The organism is Microbacterium sp. NPDC055442 (assembly GCF_053644215.1).
Genome location: NZ_JBSHLF010000005.1, coordinates 68565 through 84770 on the forward strand (window position 1 = coordinate 68565; position 16206 = coordinate 84770).

At 68.3% G+C, this 16206-nt stretch carries 16 protein-coding genes, 1 tRNA gene and 1 pseudogene; 12 read left to right on the forward strand and 6 right to left on the reverse strand.

The window, feature by feature from the left end:
- Positions 1 to 74: 74 nt before the first annotated feature.
- Positions 75 to 1106 (reverse strand): COG1470 family protein, encoded by a 1032-nt coding sequence (locus ACWIBS_RS12360; RefSeq protein WP_376129674.1) that lies wholly within the window; start codon positions 1104 to 1106, stop codon positions 75 to 77.
- A gap of 198 nt (positions 1107 to 1304) precedes the next feature.
- On the opposite strand from ACWIBS_RS12360, the gene ACWIBS_RS12365 reads away from it, so the two are divergent.
- From ACWIBS_RS12365 to ACWIBS_RS12375, 3 genes are all read left to right on the forward strand, one after another.
- Positions 1305 to 1808 (forward strand): amino-acid N-acetyltransferase, encoded by a 504-nt coding sequence (locus ACWIBS_RS12365; RefSeq protein ID WP_376129671.1) that lies wholly within the window; start codon positions 1305 to 1307, stop codon positions 1806 to 1808.
- Positions 1809 to 1859: 51 nt separating this feature from the next.
- On the forward strand, positions 1860 to 2549 hold the full coding sequence (locus ACWIBS_RS12370) for a hypothetical protein (RefSeq protein WP_376129668.1): 690 nt from the start codon (positions 1860 to 1862) through the stop codon (positions 2547 to 2549).
- 272 nt (positions 2550 to 2821) lie between these two features.
- The gene (locus ACWIBS_RS12375) at positions 2822 to 3232 is read left to right on the forward strand and encodes a dehydrogenase (RefSeq protein ID WP_376129665.1); all 411 of its coding nucleotides are present in this window, start codon (positions 2822 to 2824) and stop codon (positions 3230 to 3232) included.
- Here the strand turns inward: ACWIBS_RS12375 and radA are convergent.
- The gene (gene radA, locus ACWIBS_RS12380) at positions 3229 to 4596 is read right to left on the reverse strand and encodes a DNA repair protein RadA (protein WP_376129662.1); all 1368 of its coding nucleotides are present in this window, start codon (positions 4594 to 4596) and stop codon (positions 3229 to 3231) included. The genes ACWIBS_RS12375 and radA overlap by 4 nt on opposite strands.
- Before the next feature lie 70 nt (positions 4597 to 4666).
- Between radA and ACWIBS_RS12385 the strand changes: the two genes are divergently transcribed.
- Complete coding sequence (locus tag ACWIBS_RS12385) at positions 4667 to 5170, forward strand: SRPBCC domain-containing protein (RefSeq protein WP_376129659.1); 504 nt, start codon at positions 4667 to 4669, stop codon at positions 5168 to 5170.
- Here ACWIBS_RS12385 and ACWIBS_RS12390 read toward each other — a convergent pair.
- Positions 5167 to 6120 (reverse strand): L-lactate dehydrogenase, encoded by a 954-nt coding sequence (locus tag ACWIBS_RS12390; protein WP_376129656.1) that lies wholly within the window; start codon positions 6118 to 6120, stop codon positions 5167 to 5169. The two genes, ACWIBS_RS12385 and ACWIBS_RS12390, sit on opposite strands and share 4 nt — an antisense overlap.
- A gap of 88 nt (positions 6121 to 6208) precedes the next feature.
- Complete coding sequence (locus ACWIBS_RS12395; protein WP_376129653.1) at positions 6209 to 7579, reverse strand: MFS transporter; 1371 nt, start codon at positions 7577 to 7579, stop codon at positions 6209 to 6211.
- A gap of 80 nt (positions 7580 to 7659) precedes the next feature.
- Between ACWIBS_RS12395 and ACWIBS_RS12400 the strand changes: the two genes are divergently transcribed.
- Positions 7660 to 7749: transfer RNA gene (locus tag ACWIBS_RS12400), tRNA-Ser, on the forward strand.
- A gap of 237 nt (positions 7750 to 7986) precedes the next feature.
- On the opposite strand, the gene ACWIBS_RS12405 is transcribed toward ACWIBS_RS12400, so the two are convergent.
- Entirely contained in the window at positions 7987 to 9198 is a 1212-nt protein-coding gene (locus ACWIBS_RS12405; RefSeq protein ID WP_376129651.1) for a Fic family protein, read from the reverse strand.
- A 205-nt stretch (positions 9199 to 9403) separates the two neighbouring features.
- Between ACWIBS_RS12405 and ACWIBS_RS12410 the strand changes: the two genes are divergently transcribed.
- The 4 genes from ACWIBS_RS12410 (at position 9404) to ACWIBS_RS12425 (ending at position 12366) form a co-directional block, all read left to right on the forward strand.
- Positions 9404 to 9757 carry a hypothetical protein gene (locus ACWIBS_RS12410; RefSeq protein ID WP_376129648.1) on the forward strand — a complete coding sequence of 118 codons (354 nt, stop codon included), beginning with the start codon at positions 9404 to 9406 and terminating at the stop codon, positions 9755 to 9757.
- Between the two features lie 72 nt (positions 9758 to 9829).
- The gene (locus ACWIBS_RS12415) at positions 9830 to 10405 is read left to right on the forward strand and encodes a TetR/AcrR family transcriptional regulator (RefSeq protein WP_376129645.1); all 576 of its coding nucleotides are present in this window, start codon (positions 9830 to 9832) and stop codon (positions 10403 to 10405) included.
- Positions 10406 to 10537: 132 nt separating this feature from the next.
- The gene (locus ACWIBS_RS12420) at positions 10538 to 11680 is read left to right on the forward strand and encodes an ABC transporter permease (RefSeq protein ID WP_376129643.1); all 1143 of its coding nucleotides are present in this window, start codon (positions 10538 to 10540) and stop codon (positions 11678 to 11680) included.
- Positions 11677 to 12366, forward strand: coding sequence for an ABC transporter ATP-binding protein (locus ACWIBS_RS12425; protein ID WP_376129640.1), 690 nt, complete (start codon positions 11677 to 11679; stop codon positions 12364 to 12366). The genes ACWIBS_RS12420 and ACWIBS_RS12425 overlap by 4 nt, the downstream gene beginning before the upstream one ends.
- Positions 12367 to 12439: 73 nt before the next feature.
- Here ACWIBS_RS12425 and ACWIBS_RS12430 read toward each other — a convergent pair whose 3' ends face one another.
- Complete coding sequence (locus ACWIBS_RS12430; protein ID WP_376129637.1) at positions 12440 to 13582, reverse strand: DUF1611 domain-containing protein; 1143 nt, start codon at positions 13580 to 13582, stop codon at positions 12440 to 12442.
- Between the two features lie 264 nt (positions 13583 to 13846).
- On the opposite strand from ACWIBS_RS12430, the pseudogene ACWIBS_RS12435 reads away from it, so the two are divergent.
- The 3 genes and pseudogenes from ACWIBS_RS12435 to ACWIBS_RS12445 all read left to right on the forward strand — a co-directional run bounded on the left by ACWIBS_RS12435 (position 13847) and on the right by ACWIBS_RS12445 (position 16206).
- Positions 13847 to 15589: pseudogene (locus ACWIBS_RS12435) on the forward strand (alkaline phosphatase family protein).
- A 79-nt stretch (positions 15590 to 15668) separates the two neighbouring features.
- Complete coding sequence (locus tag ACWIBS_RS12440) at positions 15669 to 16004, forward strand: DUF7882 family protein (RefSeq protein WP_376129635.1); 336 nt, start codon at positions 15669 to 15671, stop codon at positions 16002 to 16004.
- Positions 15991 to 16206, forward strand: coding sequence for a hypothetical protein (locus ACWIBS_RS12445; RefSeq protein ID WP_376129632.1), 216 nt, complete (start codon positions 15991 to 15993; stop codon positions 16204 to 16206). Before ACWIBS_RS12440 ends, ACWIBS_RS12445 begins: the two co-directional genes overlap by 14 nt.

Genomic DNA, 16206 nt, shown 5'->3' on the forward strand with positions numbered 1-16206 from the left:
GCTTGCGAGCGCGTGTGACCGGGCGCGGTCGCGACCGCGACCCCGCGTCGACGCCGAGATGAACGGGGGGTGACTCAGGTGCCGGGCCGGGGCGCGGCATCCGTCGACGGGGGTGCCGGGCGACGAGCGCGGACCCGACCGATGATGACCGCGACGACGAGTCCCGCGGCGACGAGGATCGCCAGGTGCACCCAGGGCACCGCGATCACGGTCGCCGACGCGATGCCCGTGGGCAGGACGGTCTCGACGAGGTCGTCGCCGACGACGCTGGGCGTCACGACCGTGTCGGCGGCGAGCGCGAACAGCGGCCACGCGTCGACCGTCGTGACGCCGGCGCGCAGGCCGTCGGGAAGGAGCTCGCGGAACTGCTCGAGGCGCTCGCCCTCGACCTGGGAGACCAGGCCCCCGAGGCCCGACACCGAGAGCGTCGGCTCGCCGCCCAGGCGCACGTTGCCGGTGTTCGCGACCTCCCACGTGATGCGCAGCTGCCCGGGTGCGAGCGGGTTCCAGCTCGGCTCGTAGTCGAGGGCCGTGACGCGCGGGGTCAGGGCGGGGGCGAGCTCGCCCGCGACACGCAGGTGCAGGCGCACGCCCGTGCGCGCGACGAAGGTGACGCCCTCCGCTGTCGCGAGATCCCGCGCGGGGGTGGCGACGATGCCGGCGGGGTGGTCGCCGGGCAGAGCATCGGCGGGCACCGTGATCGACACGGGGACGACGGTGTTCGAACGCGGCGGCACGGTCACCTCGGCGGGCACGTCGATCCAGAGCCCGGCCCGGGTCGAGGTCGCACCGTCGGCGAGCACGTCGAAGTCGCCCTCGGGGGTGATCGTGCCGTCGGCCCCCGCGAGGGCGAACGTGAGCGGCGCGTCCGAGAGGTTCGACAGCTCGACGTGCTCGGTGGCGACCGCGCCCGGGTCGAGGGTCGCGCGGATCGAGACTCGGCCGTCGGCGCCGACGGCCGAGGCGGGGGCGATGCCCCAGGCGAGGGCCGCGTCGCTCGAGGCGGGTGCGGCGCTGACGGCGGCCGCTGATCCGGCCAGAAGGCCCACCGCGACCACCGCCGCCAGCCGTGCCGCTGGATTCTTCGTGCCCTGTCGCCCGCGCATCGTGCCTCCTGATCGTGTCGCGCGACGGTACGGCGCCGGGGTGAACAACCGGCGACGTGCGGGTAGCCGTTTTCGGGCGCGGACGATGCGCAGGGAGCACGGCGGTGTCGAGCGGCGTGTCGCGTCGGCGAGGCGGCATCCGTCACATTTCCTGCACGCCGCACGGGTATCGCAGCGGTGCGCCCTAGGCTTGAGGGCATGGCCGAGTACATCGTGCGCGCCGCGCGCGCCGCCGACGTGCGCGGCATCCAGGACATGCTCGAGCCCTATGTGCAGCGCCGGATCCTGCTCGGCAAGGATCTCGTCGTGCTGTACGAGGCGCTGCAGCAGTTCGTCGTCGCAGAGGATGCGTCCGGCCAGCTGATCGGATGCGGCGCCCTCCATGTCATCTGGGAGGACCTCGGCGAGGTGCGTACCCTGATCGTGGCCGACGAATGGTTGCATCACGGCGTCGGACGCCGCATCGTGGAGCGGCTCGAAGAGAACGCTCGCGAACTGGGGCTCACCCGGCTGTTCTGCCTCACGTTCGAGGTGGAGTTCTTCACCCGGCGCGGCTTCGCGCAGATCGGCGAGCAGGTCGTCGCACCGGACGTGTATTCGCAGCTCGTGCGCAGCCCTGACGAGGGCGTCGCGGAATTCCTCGACCTCGCGCACGTCAAGCCGAACACGCTCGGCAACACGCGCATGCTGAAGCATCTCTGAGAAGGGCGCGCCGCGGCGAGCACGTCGCGGTGTCGTGCCTACCCTGGATCCATGAGCGGCACTCCTCCGCGCCGGCGACACTCCCCGGCGGTCTACCGACGACGTCGGCTCGTGCTGGTGCTCGCACTCCTCGTCGTCGCCGCGGTCGTGTGGCTGCTCATCGCCCAGCCGTGGCGCAGCAACGCCACGGTGCCCGCGCAGTCGTCGGCGACTCAGCACGCACCGGATGCCGCAACCGAACTGCCCATCCCGAACGCCTCGTCGCAGGAGGCGACCGGCGAGTCGACGCCGTCGGCGACCGAGTCTGCCGGAACGACAACCCCCGCCGGGGCGCCGGCGTGCCTCAAGGACGACATCACGGTCGAGGCGCTGGCCGACCAGGACTCGTACGGGTCAGGTCAGGACCCCGAGCTGTCGATCCGGCTCACGAACACCGGCGAGGTGGACTGCGCGCTCAACGTCGGCACGAGCACCCAGGTGTTCACCGTCAGCAGCGGCAGCGACGTGTGGTGGCGGTCGACGGACTGCCAGTCCGAGCCGAGCGACATGGTCGTGCTCCTCGCGGCCGGTCAGAGCGTGACCAGCGCCGCCCCCATCGTGTGGGATCGGACGCGCTCCGCCGTCGGAACGTGTGACGACGCGCAGCGCGAGGTCGCGCCCGGCGGCGGCGCGTCGTACCATCTCGCCGTCGAGATCGGCGGGATCTCCTCTTCGCAGTCCAAGCAGCTTCTTCTATACTGAGCACGTGTCGCGTTGACGCGCCGCCCACCCCCCGCCTCATCTGTGTCTGTCCCCCGAAATGGGGACAGACGCTTGTTGCGCGCTCCGGTATCCTTGAGTCAGCTCCCGTATTGGCTGCGGCACGTTGTCCCCAGCAATGTCTCGTCCCCCAGCGAGTTGTCGTGACGGCCAGTCTCGGAGAGCATCGTGGCCCTCTCTGGGTCGGCCCCGGCCAGGGCCGACCAGAGGGGGCCAGACTTTTCCGCACCGGCGGCGTGCGTAGGCTTGGAGCCATGGCATCCGGTAAGAAGCGCGGCAAGAAGAACGAGCCGCCCGAGTTCCGCAACACGCAGCTCGCTGACGCGCTGCAGACGCAGGACATGGCAGCCGTCGCTCTCGCCCTGCGGCATGGGCCCACCGTCGTCCCCCTCCTGAAGCCGGGCAACCGCGACAACCCGCTCGACGTAGGCGAGGTGTGGACGTACCGCGATCCGAACACCGGCGATGTCGCGTTGCTGCTGTTCAGCGACGCGCTTCACAAGCCCGCGTCGCTGCCGTCGGCTGTCGCGCTGCAGTCACCCGGCGCGCTGCGAGCGTTTCTGGGCACGCACGTGAACACGATCACGACGGTGTTCTTCGACATCGCGGGACCGCACCCCATGCAGGCGTCGCCGGACGATCTCATCGCCGCGCTGGACGCCTAGAACCTGGGTTCGTCGTCTCCGGGCACGCCCCGGATGCGCCGGCGCACATCACCGAGCGCGCCGCGGAGCGTGCCGGAGCGATTGTCGATGACGTCGGTATAGCCGAGGCGGGCCGCTTCGGACCGGCGCTGCGCCGCCTGGGTCACGGGCCGCACTTCGCCCGCGAGGCTCAGCTCGCCGACGGCGGCGAGCGTTCGAGGGGTGGCTTCGTTGCGCAGGGCGCCCGCGACGGCCACGGCGATCGCGAGATCGGCCGCGGGCTCGGTGAAGCGGACGCCTCCGACGGTCGAGACATAGACGTCTTTGTTGCTCGTGACGAGCTCGATCTTCTTCTCGAGCACCGCGAGCACCATCGCGACCCGGGCGCCGTCGACGCCGTTGACGACGCGGCGCGGATTCGGGCCGCTCGCCTTGATCGTCAACGCCTGAACCTCGACGGGAAGCGCTCGCCGCCCCTCGAGTGCGATCGCGACGCACGTGCCCGGCTCGGGCGTGCCATGCCCCAGGAAGAGGGCGCTGGGATCGGGGACCTCGGTGATGCCGGCGCCGGTCATGTCGAAGCATCCGACCTCGTCTGTCGGCCCGAACCGGTTCTTCAACGCGCGCACGAAGCGCAGCGACGTCTGCCGGTCGCCCTCGAAGTGGCACACGACGTCGACGAGATGCTCGAGAACGCGGGGACCCGCGATCGTGCCGTCTTTCGTGACGTGGCCCACGATGATGGTCGGGATGCTGCGATCCTTCGCGACGCGGATGAGCGTGGCGGCCACCTCTCGCACCTGTGACGGCTGACCCGCGATGCCGTCGGACAGGGCCGACGAGACCGTCTGCACGGAGTCGACGATGAGCAGGGATGGCTGGACGGCGTCGATGTGCCCGAGGATCGTCGCGAGATCCGTCTCGCTCGCGAGGTACAGCTCGTCGTGCAATGCGCCCGTGCGTTCAGCGCGCAGGCGCACCTGCGCCGTCGATTCCTCGGCGCTCGCGTAGAGCACGCGATGACCCGCGCGGGCGGACTGGGCGGCGACGTCGAGCAGCAGCGTCGACTTGCCGACACCGGGCTCGCCCGAGAGCAGGATGGCCGCGCCGGGCACGATCCCGCCGCCGAGCACGCGGTCGAACTCGCCCACACCGGTCGTGCGGCGCGGGGCGTCGCTCGTATCGATGTGCGTGATCGGGCGGGCCGTGCGCTCGGCGCCGGGGGAGACCGGCACCATGGCGCGCAGGATGCCTGTCGGCTCGGACGACTCGACGACCGTGCCCCACTGCTGGCACTCGCCGCAGCGGCCGGCCCACTTCGCGGTCGTCCACCCGCACTCCGTGCACCGGTACGGCGCGGTCTGCGCGGGTCGTCGTGTCGCCATGCGACCAGGCTATGTCGGGGGTGCGACATCGGCATGGCGGCGCGTCGCAGCCCTCTTCTAATGTGGGCGGATGCGAGTGGATCGTGCTTCCCGTTTCGTCGCCGCGTCGCCCGATGCGGTCTACCGCGCCTTCGTCGATCCGGCGCTGTTGGTCGCGTGGCTGCCGCCGGCCGGGATGACGGGCCACCTCGAGCGCTTCGACGCGATGTCGGGATATCGGATGCGGCTGGCGTATGGCGAGCCTCCGACGGGCGGGGGCAAGGCATCCGCCGATGAAGACGTCACCGAGGTGAGGCGCGTCGAGGTCGTGCCCGGAGAGAGGGTCGTCGAAGCGGTGGACTTTCCGTCCGACGATGAGGCCTATTCGGGCACGATGACCATGAGGTGGACGCTCGAGCCGGTGCCCGGCGGAACCCGCGTCGTGGTCGAAGCCGTCGATGTGCCCCGGGGCGTATCCGAGGAAGATCACGCCGCCGGTCTCGCGTCGTCGCTCGAGAATCTCGGGCGGCTCGTCGTGGCGGCGGGGAAGGACGGTTCACGCACAGCGGAGGGCGGTGCCGCGGCGGGCGGCTAGGAGCGCAGCGAGTCCGCGACCTCGCGCAGCGCTTTGGCCGAACGGTGGAAGAGCTCGAGCTCGTGCTCGTCGAATCGCGTCTCGCGGATCGGCACGGCACCGCGGGCGCTGACGATGGACGGCACCGACAGCGCGACGTCGGATACGCCGTGGAAATCGTGGAGCACGGGCGATACCGGCATGACCGCGCGCTCGTCGTTGAGGATCGCTTCGACGATCCGCGCGCTCGTCAGCCCGATCGCGTAGTTCGTCGCGCCCTTTCCCTGGATGACCTTGTAGGCGGCGTCACGCACATCGATCGCGATCTGGTCGAGCTCGTCCTTGGTCATGCGCGGGTGGCCCTCGGACTCCCAATCCAGGATCGGCACGGTGCCGATCGTGGCGCGTGACCACAGCGGGAACTCGGTGTCTCCGTGCTCGCCGACGATCGACGCGTGCACGCTCGAGGTCGAGACCCCGGCGCGCTCGGCGAGCTTCCAACGCAGCCGCGATGTGTCGAGCACCGTGCCTGAGGCGAAGATCCGCTCGGGCGGCAGCCCGGTCGCCTCTTGCGCGAGCACCGTGAGCACATCGCAGGGGTTCGTCACGAGCACATAGACGGCCTTCGGGGCCACGCTGAGCAGGTCGGGCATCATCGACGCGATGATCCCCGCGTTCACGCCCGCGAGCTCGATGCGTGTCTGGCCGGGCCGCTGCTTCGCGCCGGCCGTGATGACGACGACGTGCGATCCCTCGACGACCGACAGATCGCTGCCGCCCGTGATGTCGCTCGTGCCCGTGAACTGGGTGCCGTGCGCGAGGTCGAGCACTTCGGCTTCGACCTTCTCAGTGGCGATGTCGTACAGGGCGACATGCCGCGCGGATCCCCGGATCAATGCGGCGTAGGCGGCGCTCGAGCCGACGCTTCCGGCCCCGACGATGGTGACTTTCGAATTCTCGATGACTGCCATGCGGCCAGTGTGGCAGGCGGTGGATGCCGCGGGCCAGGGCCTGACGCGTCGGGGAGCGCGAGGTTGGCACAGAACCCGCGCTGCATGCTCAGGCGCTCTCGGGCCGCGATGGATTGCGGATGCCGGCGAACGAGACGACACCGCCGGCGATCATGAGCGCCGCGGTGACGACGGCGGCGCGATGGAACCCGCCCAGATCGAGAGCACCGCCCAGGATCGTGGCGAGGAGGGCGATCGTGAGCAGTCCTGCCACGCGGGAGACGGCGTTGTTGACCGCCGACGCGATGCCCGAGCGCTCGGTGTCGATCGCGCCCAGGATCGCCGAGGTCAGCGGGGCGACCGTGATCGACAGGCCGAGGCCCATGACGAGCATGCTCGGCAGGACCTGCCACCAGTACGAGAAGTCTTCGGCGACGGTGAGAAGAAGGAGCGAACCCGCGCCCATGAGCAACGGGCCGACCGTCATGAACAGGCGCGGCCCCCACCGCCCGGCGAGGTCGCCGACGCGGGAGCTGAGCAGGATCATGAGCACCGTGATGGGCAGGCTGGCCAGCCCCGCCAGGGTCGCGGACAGTCCGGCGCCCTGCTGCAGGTAGACCGCGACGACGAAGCCGTTGAGTGCGAGTGCCCCATAGATGAACAGCGTTGCGAGGTTGCCGGTCCAGAAATTGCGCACGCGGAAGAGATCGAGCGGCAGGATCGGAGCGGTCGCGGTGCGCTGACGGATGAGGAACCCCGCGAACAGGACGGCGCCGATCACGAAGGGAGCCCAGACAGCGGGGGAGTTCCACCCGAACCGGGGCTCTTCGATGAGCGCGAACACCATCGCACCGAGCCCCAGCGTGCAGAGCACGGCGCCCAGCCAGTCGATCGCGGCATCCGTTCGTCGTGTGTCGCGCACGTCGGCGCGCACCATGAGCCACAACGTCACGCCGATCGGCACGACGTTGATGAGGAACGCCAGGCGCCACGAGAGCAGGTCGACGAAGACGCCGCCGATGACCGGTCCGAGCACCATCGCGCCGGTGGTGAGCGCCGTCCAGGTGCCGATCGCGCGAGCCTGCGCTGCCCCGTGGAACGTCGAGGTGATGAGCGCGAGGGAGCTGGGCACGAGAAACGCGCCGGCGGCGCCCTGCACAGCGCGCGAGACGATGAGGAACTCGGCCGTCGGAGCCGCGGCGATCGCCAGCGATGCGAGCCCGAACCCGATCAGGCCGATCCGCAGCACGAGCATGCGGCCGAACGCATCGCTCACCGACCCTGCGACGAGGATCAGTGCGCCGAGCGTGATCAGGTAGGAGTCGACGACCCACTGCTGCGTCGTGAGCCCGCCTCCGAGTTCATCTTCGATCGCCGGGAGCGCGACGTTCACGACCGTGCCATCGAGGAAGGCGACGAAGGATGCCAGGACGGCGATGGCGAGCACGAGTCGCTCGTTCACGCCCGGGGTGGTCGCCATGAACACACGGTACGCCGGGGGCCGGACAACCGGTGAAGTTCGATTCGCGGCATCCGTCGGCGTGCCGTAAACTCTTCCGCGGTGACGTGTCCGAGCGGCCGAAGGTGCAACACTCGAAATGTTGTGTAGGTTCACCCCTACCGTGGGTTCAAATCCCACCGTCACCGCCATTGTCGAAGCCCCGCGATCCCTTGTAAACACTGGGATCGCGGGGCTTTCACTTTGCCCCAAAGGTGGTCCGTGCCCACATCCTGCCCACATCCGAAAGAGAATCAGGCGATGTGATGACTCAGGACATCGGTGACACTGTTGGGCTCCTAGGTGGTGACACTTCTCGTCTATCTGTGACGGATGAGCCGTGTTGTGGCCTGGCGGTGGCGGAAGGGACGAGGAGATCGGGAGGCGGGCTATTGCTCGGCCTTCATGGCGTCCTGGATGCGGCGGTCGAGGTCGTCGAGTTCGGCGAGCACTTCGGATGCCGCCCAGACGCGGTCCTTCTTGCGACCGGTGATTTCTTCGAGGAAGCCGGCTTCAACGAGCCGGTCGATGACGCGGTACGCCTGGCTGATGGTGGTGCCTGCGGTGGCGGCGTCGATTTCATGCACGGACATGACCGGGTGGTCATAGAACGCGTCGATGAGGATCCCGGCTGCCGAGCCGGCGCGGGGCTTCAGGTCCGCACGCCACTCGCCGGGCATGGCCGTGAGGCGTGCGATGGTCTCGCGGGAGGCGGTGGCAGCGACGCGGGCTGACAAGGCGAACAGGAGGATGAGCGGGGCCGGGTCGCCGAGGCGGTACGAGCCGAGCGCGGCGAAGTAGTCGTCGCGGCGGGCAAGGAGCCCACTGGCGAGGGGGACGACCGCATTCTTGGTGGCACCGCGACGTCGGAGCGCGGCAGAGACGAGCGCACGGCCGATGCGACCGTTGCCATCTGTGAAAGCGTGGATGGACTCGAACTGGGCGTGACCGATAGCGGCCTGGACGAGTGCGGGCACGTCGTCGCGGTTGAGGTAGGCGACGAGGTCGTCCATCAGTGCGTGCACGCGCTCGGGTGCGGGCGGGACGTGCAGGGCGCCGCGCGGCGAGTGGTCGCTGCCACCGATCCAGTTCTGCATGTCGCGGAAGCGCCCGGCGTAGTCGGCTTCCTCGGGGTCGTCGGCCATGAGTGCGCGATGCGCGCTGGTGAGAAACTCGAGCTCGAAGCGGCGAGCATCTCCGACCGTGGTGATCAGCTCGTGGAGGGAGTGGGAGGCGGCGACCATGCTGGTGGCCGACGAGTTGCCCTTGTTTCCAGCGATCGCTTTCGCGTAGTCGCGGGCGGTCGCGTTGATGCGCTCGATCTTGGAGGAAGCGGCCGACTCGGATCGGACCATGAAGCGACTGAGCGCGGCCGAGTGTCCCTCGGCATCGGTGTCGGCCTGAGCGACAGCGAGCAGAGCTTTCTCGGAGGCGATCATCTCCTCGAGCTGCGGGACGTAGTCGAGCTCGGCGATGAAGGGTGGGATGGTGGCGTCGACGGCGCGCGTCATCCGGTCCTCGCGAGTGCCACCGCGCACCTGCTGGCGCCACGGCAGCGTCTCGACGCCGTGCGTCGGCCACCGGGTGGTCGACTTGCTCATATCTGCGATTTTAGCGTCCCTAACTCGCATCCGTCATCAATGGATGCGAATTAACCGAGACGGAATCGTGGGCGCGGGGTGTGGTCAAGGTCTAGATCGTGTGCGGCGCGACACCGCGAGCGCGGCGGTCGACGGCCAGCCTGTGGGGTGACGTCGGTGAGGGGGCTGTGCAATTAAGCCGACAGCATGTCGGTAAGGTGGAGTCATGGAGATTCTCAAGAACGTCATCCTCGCTCTGCACATCATCGGCGTCGTGGCGCTGCTGGGAGGAGTCCTCTATCAGACCGCTGCGATGCGCAAGGGCAAAGCCCGCGTGCTTCCCGCGATGATGCACGGCGCGTGGACGATGCTGATCACCGGAGTGCTGCTCGTGGGGCTGCAGTATCCGCTGGGCAACGACGTGAACAACGCCAAGATCTCCGTGAAGCTCGCCGTCCTCGTCGCGATCATCGTGATCGCTCTCATCAACCGCAAGCGTGAGACCGTCGCGTCATGGGTGCTCCCGGTGATCGGAGGCTTGACCGTGGTCAACGTTCTCCTGGCTACCGTATGGCGGTAGGCCCGCGCCGCCCGAGTGGGGGCAGCGTGCCGAGGACTCGACCGGTGCGCGAGCGCCGACCATAATTGCGAGATGCCGAAGATCTCCGCGCCCACAGTGGCCGAGCACCGCGCGAATCAGCGCGCGGCGCTTATCCGTGCGGGCGAAGCGGTGTTGCTCGAGTCGGGGCTCGCGGCCGTCACGCCACGCAGCGTCGGTGAGCATGCGGGGATGGCGCGGTCGAGCTTCTACGACTACTTCGCGACCAAGGATGACCTGCTCGTCGCGATCGCCATCGATGCGATCGAACGGTGGGATGCCGAGATCGACGAAGAGTTGTCCGGGGCCGAGCCGGGCCTGGAAGAACTGCGCCGATTCATCGACGCGACGATGTCGATGACCGCGGCGGGCAAGCACGCGATCGCGGATGCGCTCCGTGACGCGAATCTGAGCCCTAGTCGCCGCGAGGATCTGATGACCTTGCATGACGCGCTCCTGAGGCCGCTCATTCGAGTTCTCTCGGACTTGGGGATGTCAGCGTCGAGATCCGCCATCATGCTCGTGCAGGGCGTCCTCAGTGCCGGTGTGCAGTTGGTTACCCACGGTGTGGATCATCGGACCGTCGCGGACGATGCTTTCCGCCTTCTCACGCGCGGTCTGACCGACTGAACCGACCCCCAATGCCGGCGCGACGGTGCCTCTTCGCGTCGTCGTGGTCAATTTGGCGATCGCCGATTCGCGACATAGTGTCGGAATGTTGTCGACACACTGTCGGCAAGATCCGCTCTTGGAGAGTCCCCCATGTTTCTTGCGTTGCGCGAACTGCGCTTTGCCCGCGGACGATTTACGTTGATGGGCGTTGTGATCGCCCTGATTTCGGTGCTCGTCGTTCTGCTCTCGGGCCTGTCGTCGGGCCTCGTCAACGACGGCGTCTCCGGCCTCAAGGCCATGCCGGCCAGCGCCTTCGCATTCGACGAGGGCACGATGAAGGACAACGCCTTCAGCCGCTCCGTGGTGGACGACGAACAGCTCGCCGTGTGGCAGGAGGCCGACGGCATCGCCGAGGCTGAGCCGATGGGCGTGAACATCGTCAACGGTGTGACCGATGACGGCACGCAGATCGACCTCACGCTGTTCGGCGTGGAGCCCGGCGGGTTCCTCGCGCCTGCGGTCTCCACCGGGGAGGGTTTGGGATCTCTCGGCGGGATCGTCGTATCCGAACCGCTGCGCGATGAGGGAATCGAACTCGGGACGGTGGTCACCCTGGACCGGCTCGATATCGAACTCACCGTCGTCGGATTCACCGAAGGGCAGGCCACGTTCGGACACGTCGACGTCGCGTACCTGCCGCTGGACACCTGGCGGCTCATGGCTGCAGGTCAGGCCCAGCCCGGTGAACCCACCGCCGCGCAGGTGGACGCGATGGACTTCCCGTACGCGAGCGTCGTGGCCCTCCTCGCCGAAGACGGCGCGAAGCCGGACTGCGAACTCGTCGACGCCGACGCCGGCACAACGACGATGACCCTCACCGAATCGTTCAACGCGTCGCCCGGATACGAGGCAGAGACCCTCACGCTGAGCATGATCCAGGTCTTCCTCTACGCGATCTGCGCATTGGTGGTCGGCGCCTTCTTCACGGTGTGGACGATCCAGCGCTCGCACGACATCGCCGTGCTCCGCGCCGTGGGCGCCTCGAGCAACTATCTGCTGCGCGACAGCCTCGCGCAGGCCGCGATTCTGCTCTTCGGGTTCACCGCGCTCGGCGTCGCAGCCGGGATCGGGCTGGGGGCTGCGATGCCCGCGGCGATGCCCTTCGACCTCGAACTGGTTCCGATCGCGATCGCTTCGGCGACGACGATCGCGCTCGGCCTGATCGGCGCCGCCATCGCCGTTCTCCGTATTGCCCGCGTCGACCCGCTTCGTGCCCTGGGAGGACAACGATGAGCTCTGCAACCACCCCCGCCCTGAAGATCAGCAACGCCGTCCTCGAACTCGGAGACGGAGACTCCCGCGTCCGCGCGCTCGACGACGTCTCGCTCGCCGCGATGCCCGGCGAACTGGTCGCCATCGTCGGCCCGTCCGGCTCAGGCAAGTCCTCCCTGCTCGCGATCGCCGGTGCCCTTGCCAGCCCCGACAGCGGCACCGTCGAGGTGCACGGCACCGACCTTGCAACGATGTCCAAGCGCGCGGCCGCACGCTTCCGGTTGCGCAACATCGGCTTCGTGTTCCAGTCGGGCAACCTCCTGCCCTCGCTCACCGCCACCGATCAGCTCCGGCTGGCCGGGAAGCTCGCGGGCAACCGCCACGTCGAGGCTCACGCACTGCTGGACTCCGTCGGTATGGCGCACCGGGCCGGGCACCGTCCGGGGGAGCTGTCTGGAGGCGAGCGCCAGCGGGTCGGTATCGCGCGCGCGCTCGTCAACGACCCGACGTTGCTTCTCGTCGACGAACCGACGGCCGCACTGGACCGTCGGCGCAGCCACGAAGTCGTCCAACTCCTCGCCGACCGCGCACACGACTCCGACGTCGCCGTCGTCATGGTCACGCACGACCGTGACGTGCTCGAGCATTGCGATCGCATCCTGGAGATGGTCGACGGACGCCTCGGAGCGCCAGTCCTCGCCCACTGACCTTCCGCGATGAAGCCTCGGGCGCCGATGCCGACGGGTCGACTCGCGCGACCGGACTCGCGGATACGAGGCGTCAGCGATCAGCGGCAGCTCGCGAAGCCGCCGCTGAGGCACACGGTGCCGCCAGCGTCGGGAACGCGAGCAGGACCATGTCCACGAGCCGGTCGAGCGGACGAGTGAGCGGATCGGTCGTGGGCAGGCCGAGGGCGAGCTCGTAATCGACGATGACCTCACCGACCTGATCGTCACTCATGTGCTCGTGGTTGATCGTGACGCCGATGACCTTGGTGTCGGCGAACGTCTCGATCAACGCGATCTCGCTGGCGACGGTCGGCATCGGGATCATCGGGAAGTCCCCGAGCGTCTCGCGGCCCGGAGCGTGCTGCACGATGACCGCGGACGGCCGGCTTCCGCGCAGGATGTAGGCAGAGGTCAAGTAGGCGGGGTGGCTGAGCGCACCCTGCCCTTCCACGACGATGATGTCGGGGTTCTCGCCTTCGTATGCTGCGACGACCTGGTTCTCCACCTCGCCTGAGCAGAACTGCGGGACCAGGGCATCGAGGGCGACGCCGTACTTGCCGCCTTGGATGAGACTCGTCTGGCCGGTGCCGACGAGGACAGCCTTGATCCCTCGCGCATTGAGGGACTGGACCAGGAGCGTCGCCGTCGTGCGTTTTCCGATGGCCCCGTCCGTGCCGAGGACGGCGATTCGAGGGCAGGTCACATCGAAGATCCGGCCGGAGAACTGGTGAAGATCCCTCTTCGCCTTGGGGCGGCGCACATCGGTGATCGTCACGTCGGCGCGGAGGCTGGCGGCCGCGAATTCGAGATCGTCGTTCAGGAATTCGTGCAGGCCGTTGATGATGTGCATTCCCCGGGCGACACCGTCGAGCAGCACGAGGCGCTGGGCCGCTGTGAGCAGGCCGTCGGCGGGCGCAACGCCGCAGATGAGGTAATCGGGCACGCGGCCGGCGTGGGCGATGGCTTCCTCGAGGCTCGCCAGCACGGGGATGCCGTTCGGGTCGCCGTCGAGCAGTGCGCCGGCGTCGGCTCCTGCCCGGGTGCTGTCGACGACGCTGAGGATCTCGTACTTCTCGGAATGGCGAACCAGCCCGTTCGCGGTCTTGCCGTCCTGTTCGCCGAACTGCCCTTCGCAATAGACGATGGCGGTCGTGCCGAGCGGCACCGGGCTGGAATCGGGATCGGTCAGGAGCATGTCATTCCTCTGAGTCACTCAGAGGAGGCGACGGAATCGTGGCCGGGCCGAGAGGCCCAACGGTCAACGAGAAGTCTTCCCTGATCCGACGTCTGCCGGAACCCCCACCATACGCTCGTGCTGCCGGCCGGGCGCGGCATCCCGCTGTGAATCGTCACGACAGTGGTAACGCGGCCGCCGCGCACGTGTCTGCCGCCCGGACGCACGGCGCGCGAAGCAGGGAGCGCGGCTGAGTATCTTTGTCTGAGTCGTGGAGGGACTCCCATGAAGCGTGACGATCACCCCGCGCCGGCGGACACGTCCCGGCGCGGTTTCCTGAAGCTCGGCGGTGTCGCAGCGGCAGGTGCCCTCGCCGGCGGAGGTGTGGGCGCCGGAATCGGCGCGGCAGCGGGCTATCGCAGCGGATTCGCCGCCGGGTCGGAGGACTTCGGAGCTCTCGAGCCGAGATCACGCCCCGGCTTCGATCACGTCGTGGTGGTGATGGGGGAGAACCGCTCCTTCGACAACCTGCTCGGCTACCTGTACACGCCCGAGGACCCGCCGCAGGGCGCATCGTTCAACGGCTTGGCATTCGGCGACTACGCCAACGCCGCGCCCGATGGCACGGCGATACCCGCTCACGTGTACGAGGGGCCGACCGACACCGTCATGGGCCTTCCCAATCCCGACCCGGGTGAGGAGTACCCGCACGTCGACACGCAGCTGTTCGACCGCGTCGAGCCGCCCGGCAACGAGCATCTGTGGGTCGAGCAGATGGCCTCGCCCTACAACGCCCCGAGGGCCGACGAGACTCCGACCAACGCAGGCTTCGTGCGGGACTACTTCATCAACTATCGACGGCTGAACAAGGGCACCGAGCCCTCGGCGGAGCAGCTGCGCCCCATCATGGGCAGCTTCTCACCCGGGATGCTCCCCGTGCTGTCGACGCTGGCGCGCGAGTTCGCCGTGTTCGACAACTGGTTCTGCGCGGTGCCGTCGCAGACCTTCTGAAACCGGTCGTTCTTCCACGCCTCCACGTCGCACGGATTCGTCACGAACAAGCACGGCGGCGGGTACGACAAGTGGATCGACGCGCCCGCGGCTCCCACGATCTTCAACCGCCTCGAAGACGCCGGGCTGGACTGGAGGATCTACTACGACGAGCTGCAGCTCATCGCGTTCACGGGGGTTCTGCACGCGCCCGTGCTGGAGAAGTACTGGAAGACGAACCACTTCGCGACCATGGAGCAGTTCTACGACGACGCCGCCAACGGAAACCTGCCGGCGTACTCGTTCATCGAGCCGCGGATGGCGTTCAATCACAACGACTTCCACCCGCCGTTCGGCGCGCTCCGCGAGAGCGACGTCGATGGTCTCGACGTCGTCGACAGCGCGGTGTCGGATGTGCGCGCCGGAGAGGCGCTGATCCACGACATCTACAGCGCTGTGAGGAACTCCCGCGCCGACACGGGGTCCAACGCCGTCAACACGCTGCTGCTCATCACGTTCGACGAGCACGGCGGCACCTACGACCACGTCGCGCCCCCGAGCGCCGTGCCACCCCACGCCGATGCCGCTCCCGGTGAGATGGGGTTCGGTTTCGACCGACTCGGATGCCGCGTCCCGGCGATCGCCGTATCGGCGTACACCCGCCGGGGAACCGTGATCAACGACGAGATGCACCACGGCGCGGTCATCAAGACGCTGAGCGAACTGCACGGCCTGGAGCCGCTGACCCGTCGCGACGCCGGGGCGAACGATCTCTTCTCGATCGTGAACCTCGATGCCCCGCGGCATCCGGATGACTGGCCGGTCACCGTGCCGCAGTGGCTTCCCGCCAATCCGCAGGAGGAACCGCCCCACCCGGCCCATGCGCACCGGACGAAGCCGCTCAGTCCGCCCGGACGCGGTCTGGTCGGCCTGCTGCAGGCGAGGTTCGGTGACGGCGACATGCCCGAGGCGGAAACGTATGCCGAGGCGTATGAGCAGCTGCACCGACTCGGCTACGGAATCATGGGGGCACGCTGAACGACGTGTACGCGACGTCACCGGCCCGCTACGCTCATCCCAGCAACACCCGAAGATCGCCCATTCTTGAAGGGGTTCCATGGGAAAGTTCCTCTACGACGGTCGGCTGAGCGTCGATTTCGAAGACCGTCTGCTCGCGCATCTGCAGGTCACGATCACGACGAAGCTGCGCCGGGGCGAGCCGTTCACCTTCGTGTGGAAGGACGACACCAGCATCGGCGACGGGCGCACGATGGTGTGGCTGCACCCGGGCCTGTCGATCGTCTACAAGTTCTATGGCAGCCGGATGCCGCAGCTGAACCGCGCTTGGCTCGAGGCGCTCATGTATACAGCGAACTCTCCGACCGGACTGTACGTCGTGCCGGAACCGCCAGACCCGGCGTCACAGAACGGCACCGCGAATGAAGCGCATTGATGTCTTCTATGGCGGCCGTCAGTACAGCATCGGCGGGCGGGATCTCGACGATCTGAAGCGCGAGGTCGCCGAGGGCATCACGTCCGACGTTCCGCGTTGGCTGGTCATCAACGACGGGGAAGGCGCGCATCGACCGGCGCATCTCCTGCTCGCCCCGGGCATCGACATCGCGCTGATCCCCGTTCCCGCCGAGGATGACTGA

Bases quoted from the DNA above. Each gene is read 5' to 3' on its own strand.
- ACWIBS_RS12360 (WP_376129674.1), bottom strand. From the start codon at position 1,106: ATGCGCGGGCGACAGGGCACGAAGAATCCAGCGGCACGGCTGGCGGCG.
- ACWIBS_RS12365 (WP_376129671.1), top strand. From the start codon at position 1,305: ATGGCCGAGTACATCGTGCGCGCCGCGCGCGCCGCCGACGTGCGCGGC.
- ACWIBS_RS12370 (WP_376129668.1), top strand. From the start codon at position 1,860: ATGAGCGGCACTCCTCCGCGCCGGCGACACTCCCCGGCGGTCTACCGA.
- ACWIBS_RS12375 (WP_376129665.1), top strand. From the start codon at position 2,822: ATGGCATCCGGTAAGAAGCGCGGCAAGAAGAACGAGCCGCCCGAGTTC.
- radA (WP_376129662.1), bottom strand. From the start codon at position 4,596: ATGGCGACACGACGACCCGCGCAGACCGCGCCGTACCGGTGCACGGAG.
- ACWIBS_RS12385 (WP_376129659.1), top strand. From the start codon at position 4,667: ATGCGAGTGGATCGTGCTTCCCGTTTCGTCGCCGCGTCGCCCGATGCG.
- ACWIBS_RS12390 (WP_376129656.1), bottom strand. From the start codon at position 6,120: ATGGCAGTCATCGAGAATTCGAAAGTCACCATCGTCGGGGCCGGAAGC.
- ACWIBS_RS12395 (WP_376129653.1), bottom strand. From the start codon at position 7,579: ATGGCGACCACCCCGGGCGTGAACGAGCGACTCGTGCTCGCCATCGCC.
- ACWIBS_RS12405 (WP_376129651.1), bottom strand. From the start codon at position 9,198: ATGAGCAAGTCGACCACCCGGTGGCCGACGCACGGCGTCGAGACGCTG.
- ACWIBS_RS12410 (WP_376129648.1), top strand. From the start codon at position 9,404: ATGGAGATTCTCAAGAACGTCATCCTCGCTCTGCACATCATCGGCGTC.
- ACWIBS_RS12415 (WP_376129645.1), top strand. From the start codon at position 9,830: ATGCCGAAGATCTCCGCGCCCACAGTGGCCGAGCACCGCGCGAATCAG.
- ACWIBS_RS12420 (WP_376129643.1), top strand. From the start codon at position 10,538: ATGTTTCTTGCGTTGCGCGAACTGCGCTTTGCCCGCGGACGATTTACG.
- ACWIBS_RS12425 (WP_376129640.1), top strand. From the start codon at position 11,677: ATGAGCTCTGCAACCACCCCCGCCCTGAAGATCAGCAACGCCGTCCTC.
- ACWIBS_RS12430 (WP_376129637.1), bottom strand. From the start codon at position 13,582: ATGCTCCTGACCGATCCCGATTCCAGCCCGGTGCCGCTCGGCACGACC.
- ACWIBS_RS12440 (WP_376129635.1), top strand. From the start codon at position 15,669: ATGGGAAAGTTCCTCTACGACGGTCGGCTGAGCGTCGATTTCGAAGAC.
- ACWIBS_RS12445 (WP_376129632.1), top strand. From the start codon at position 15,991: ATGAAGCGCATTGATGTCTTCTATGGCGGCCGTCAGTACAGCATCGGC.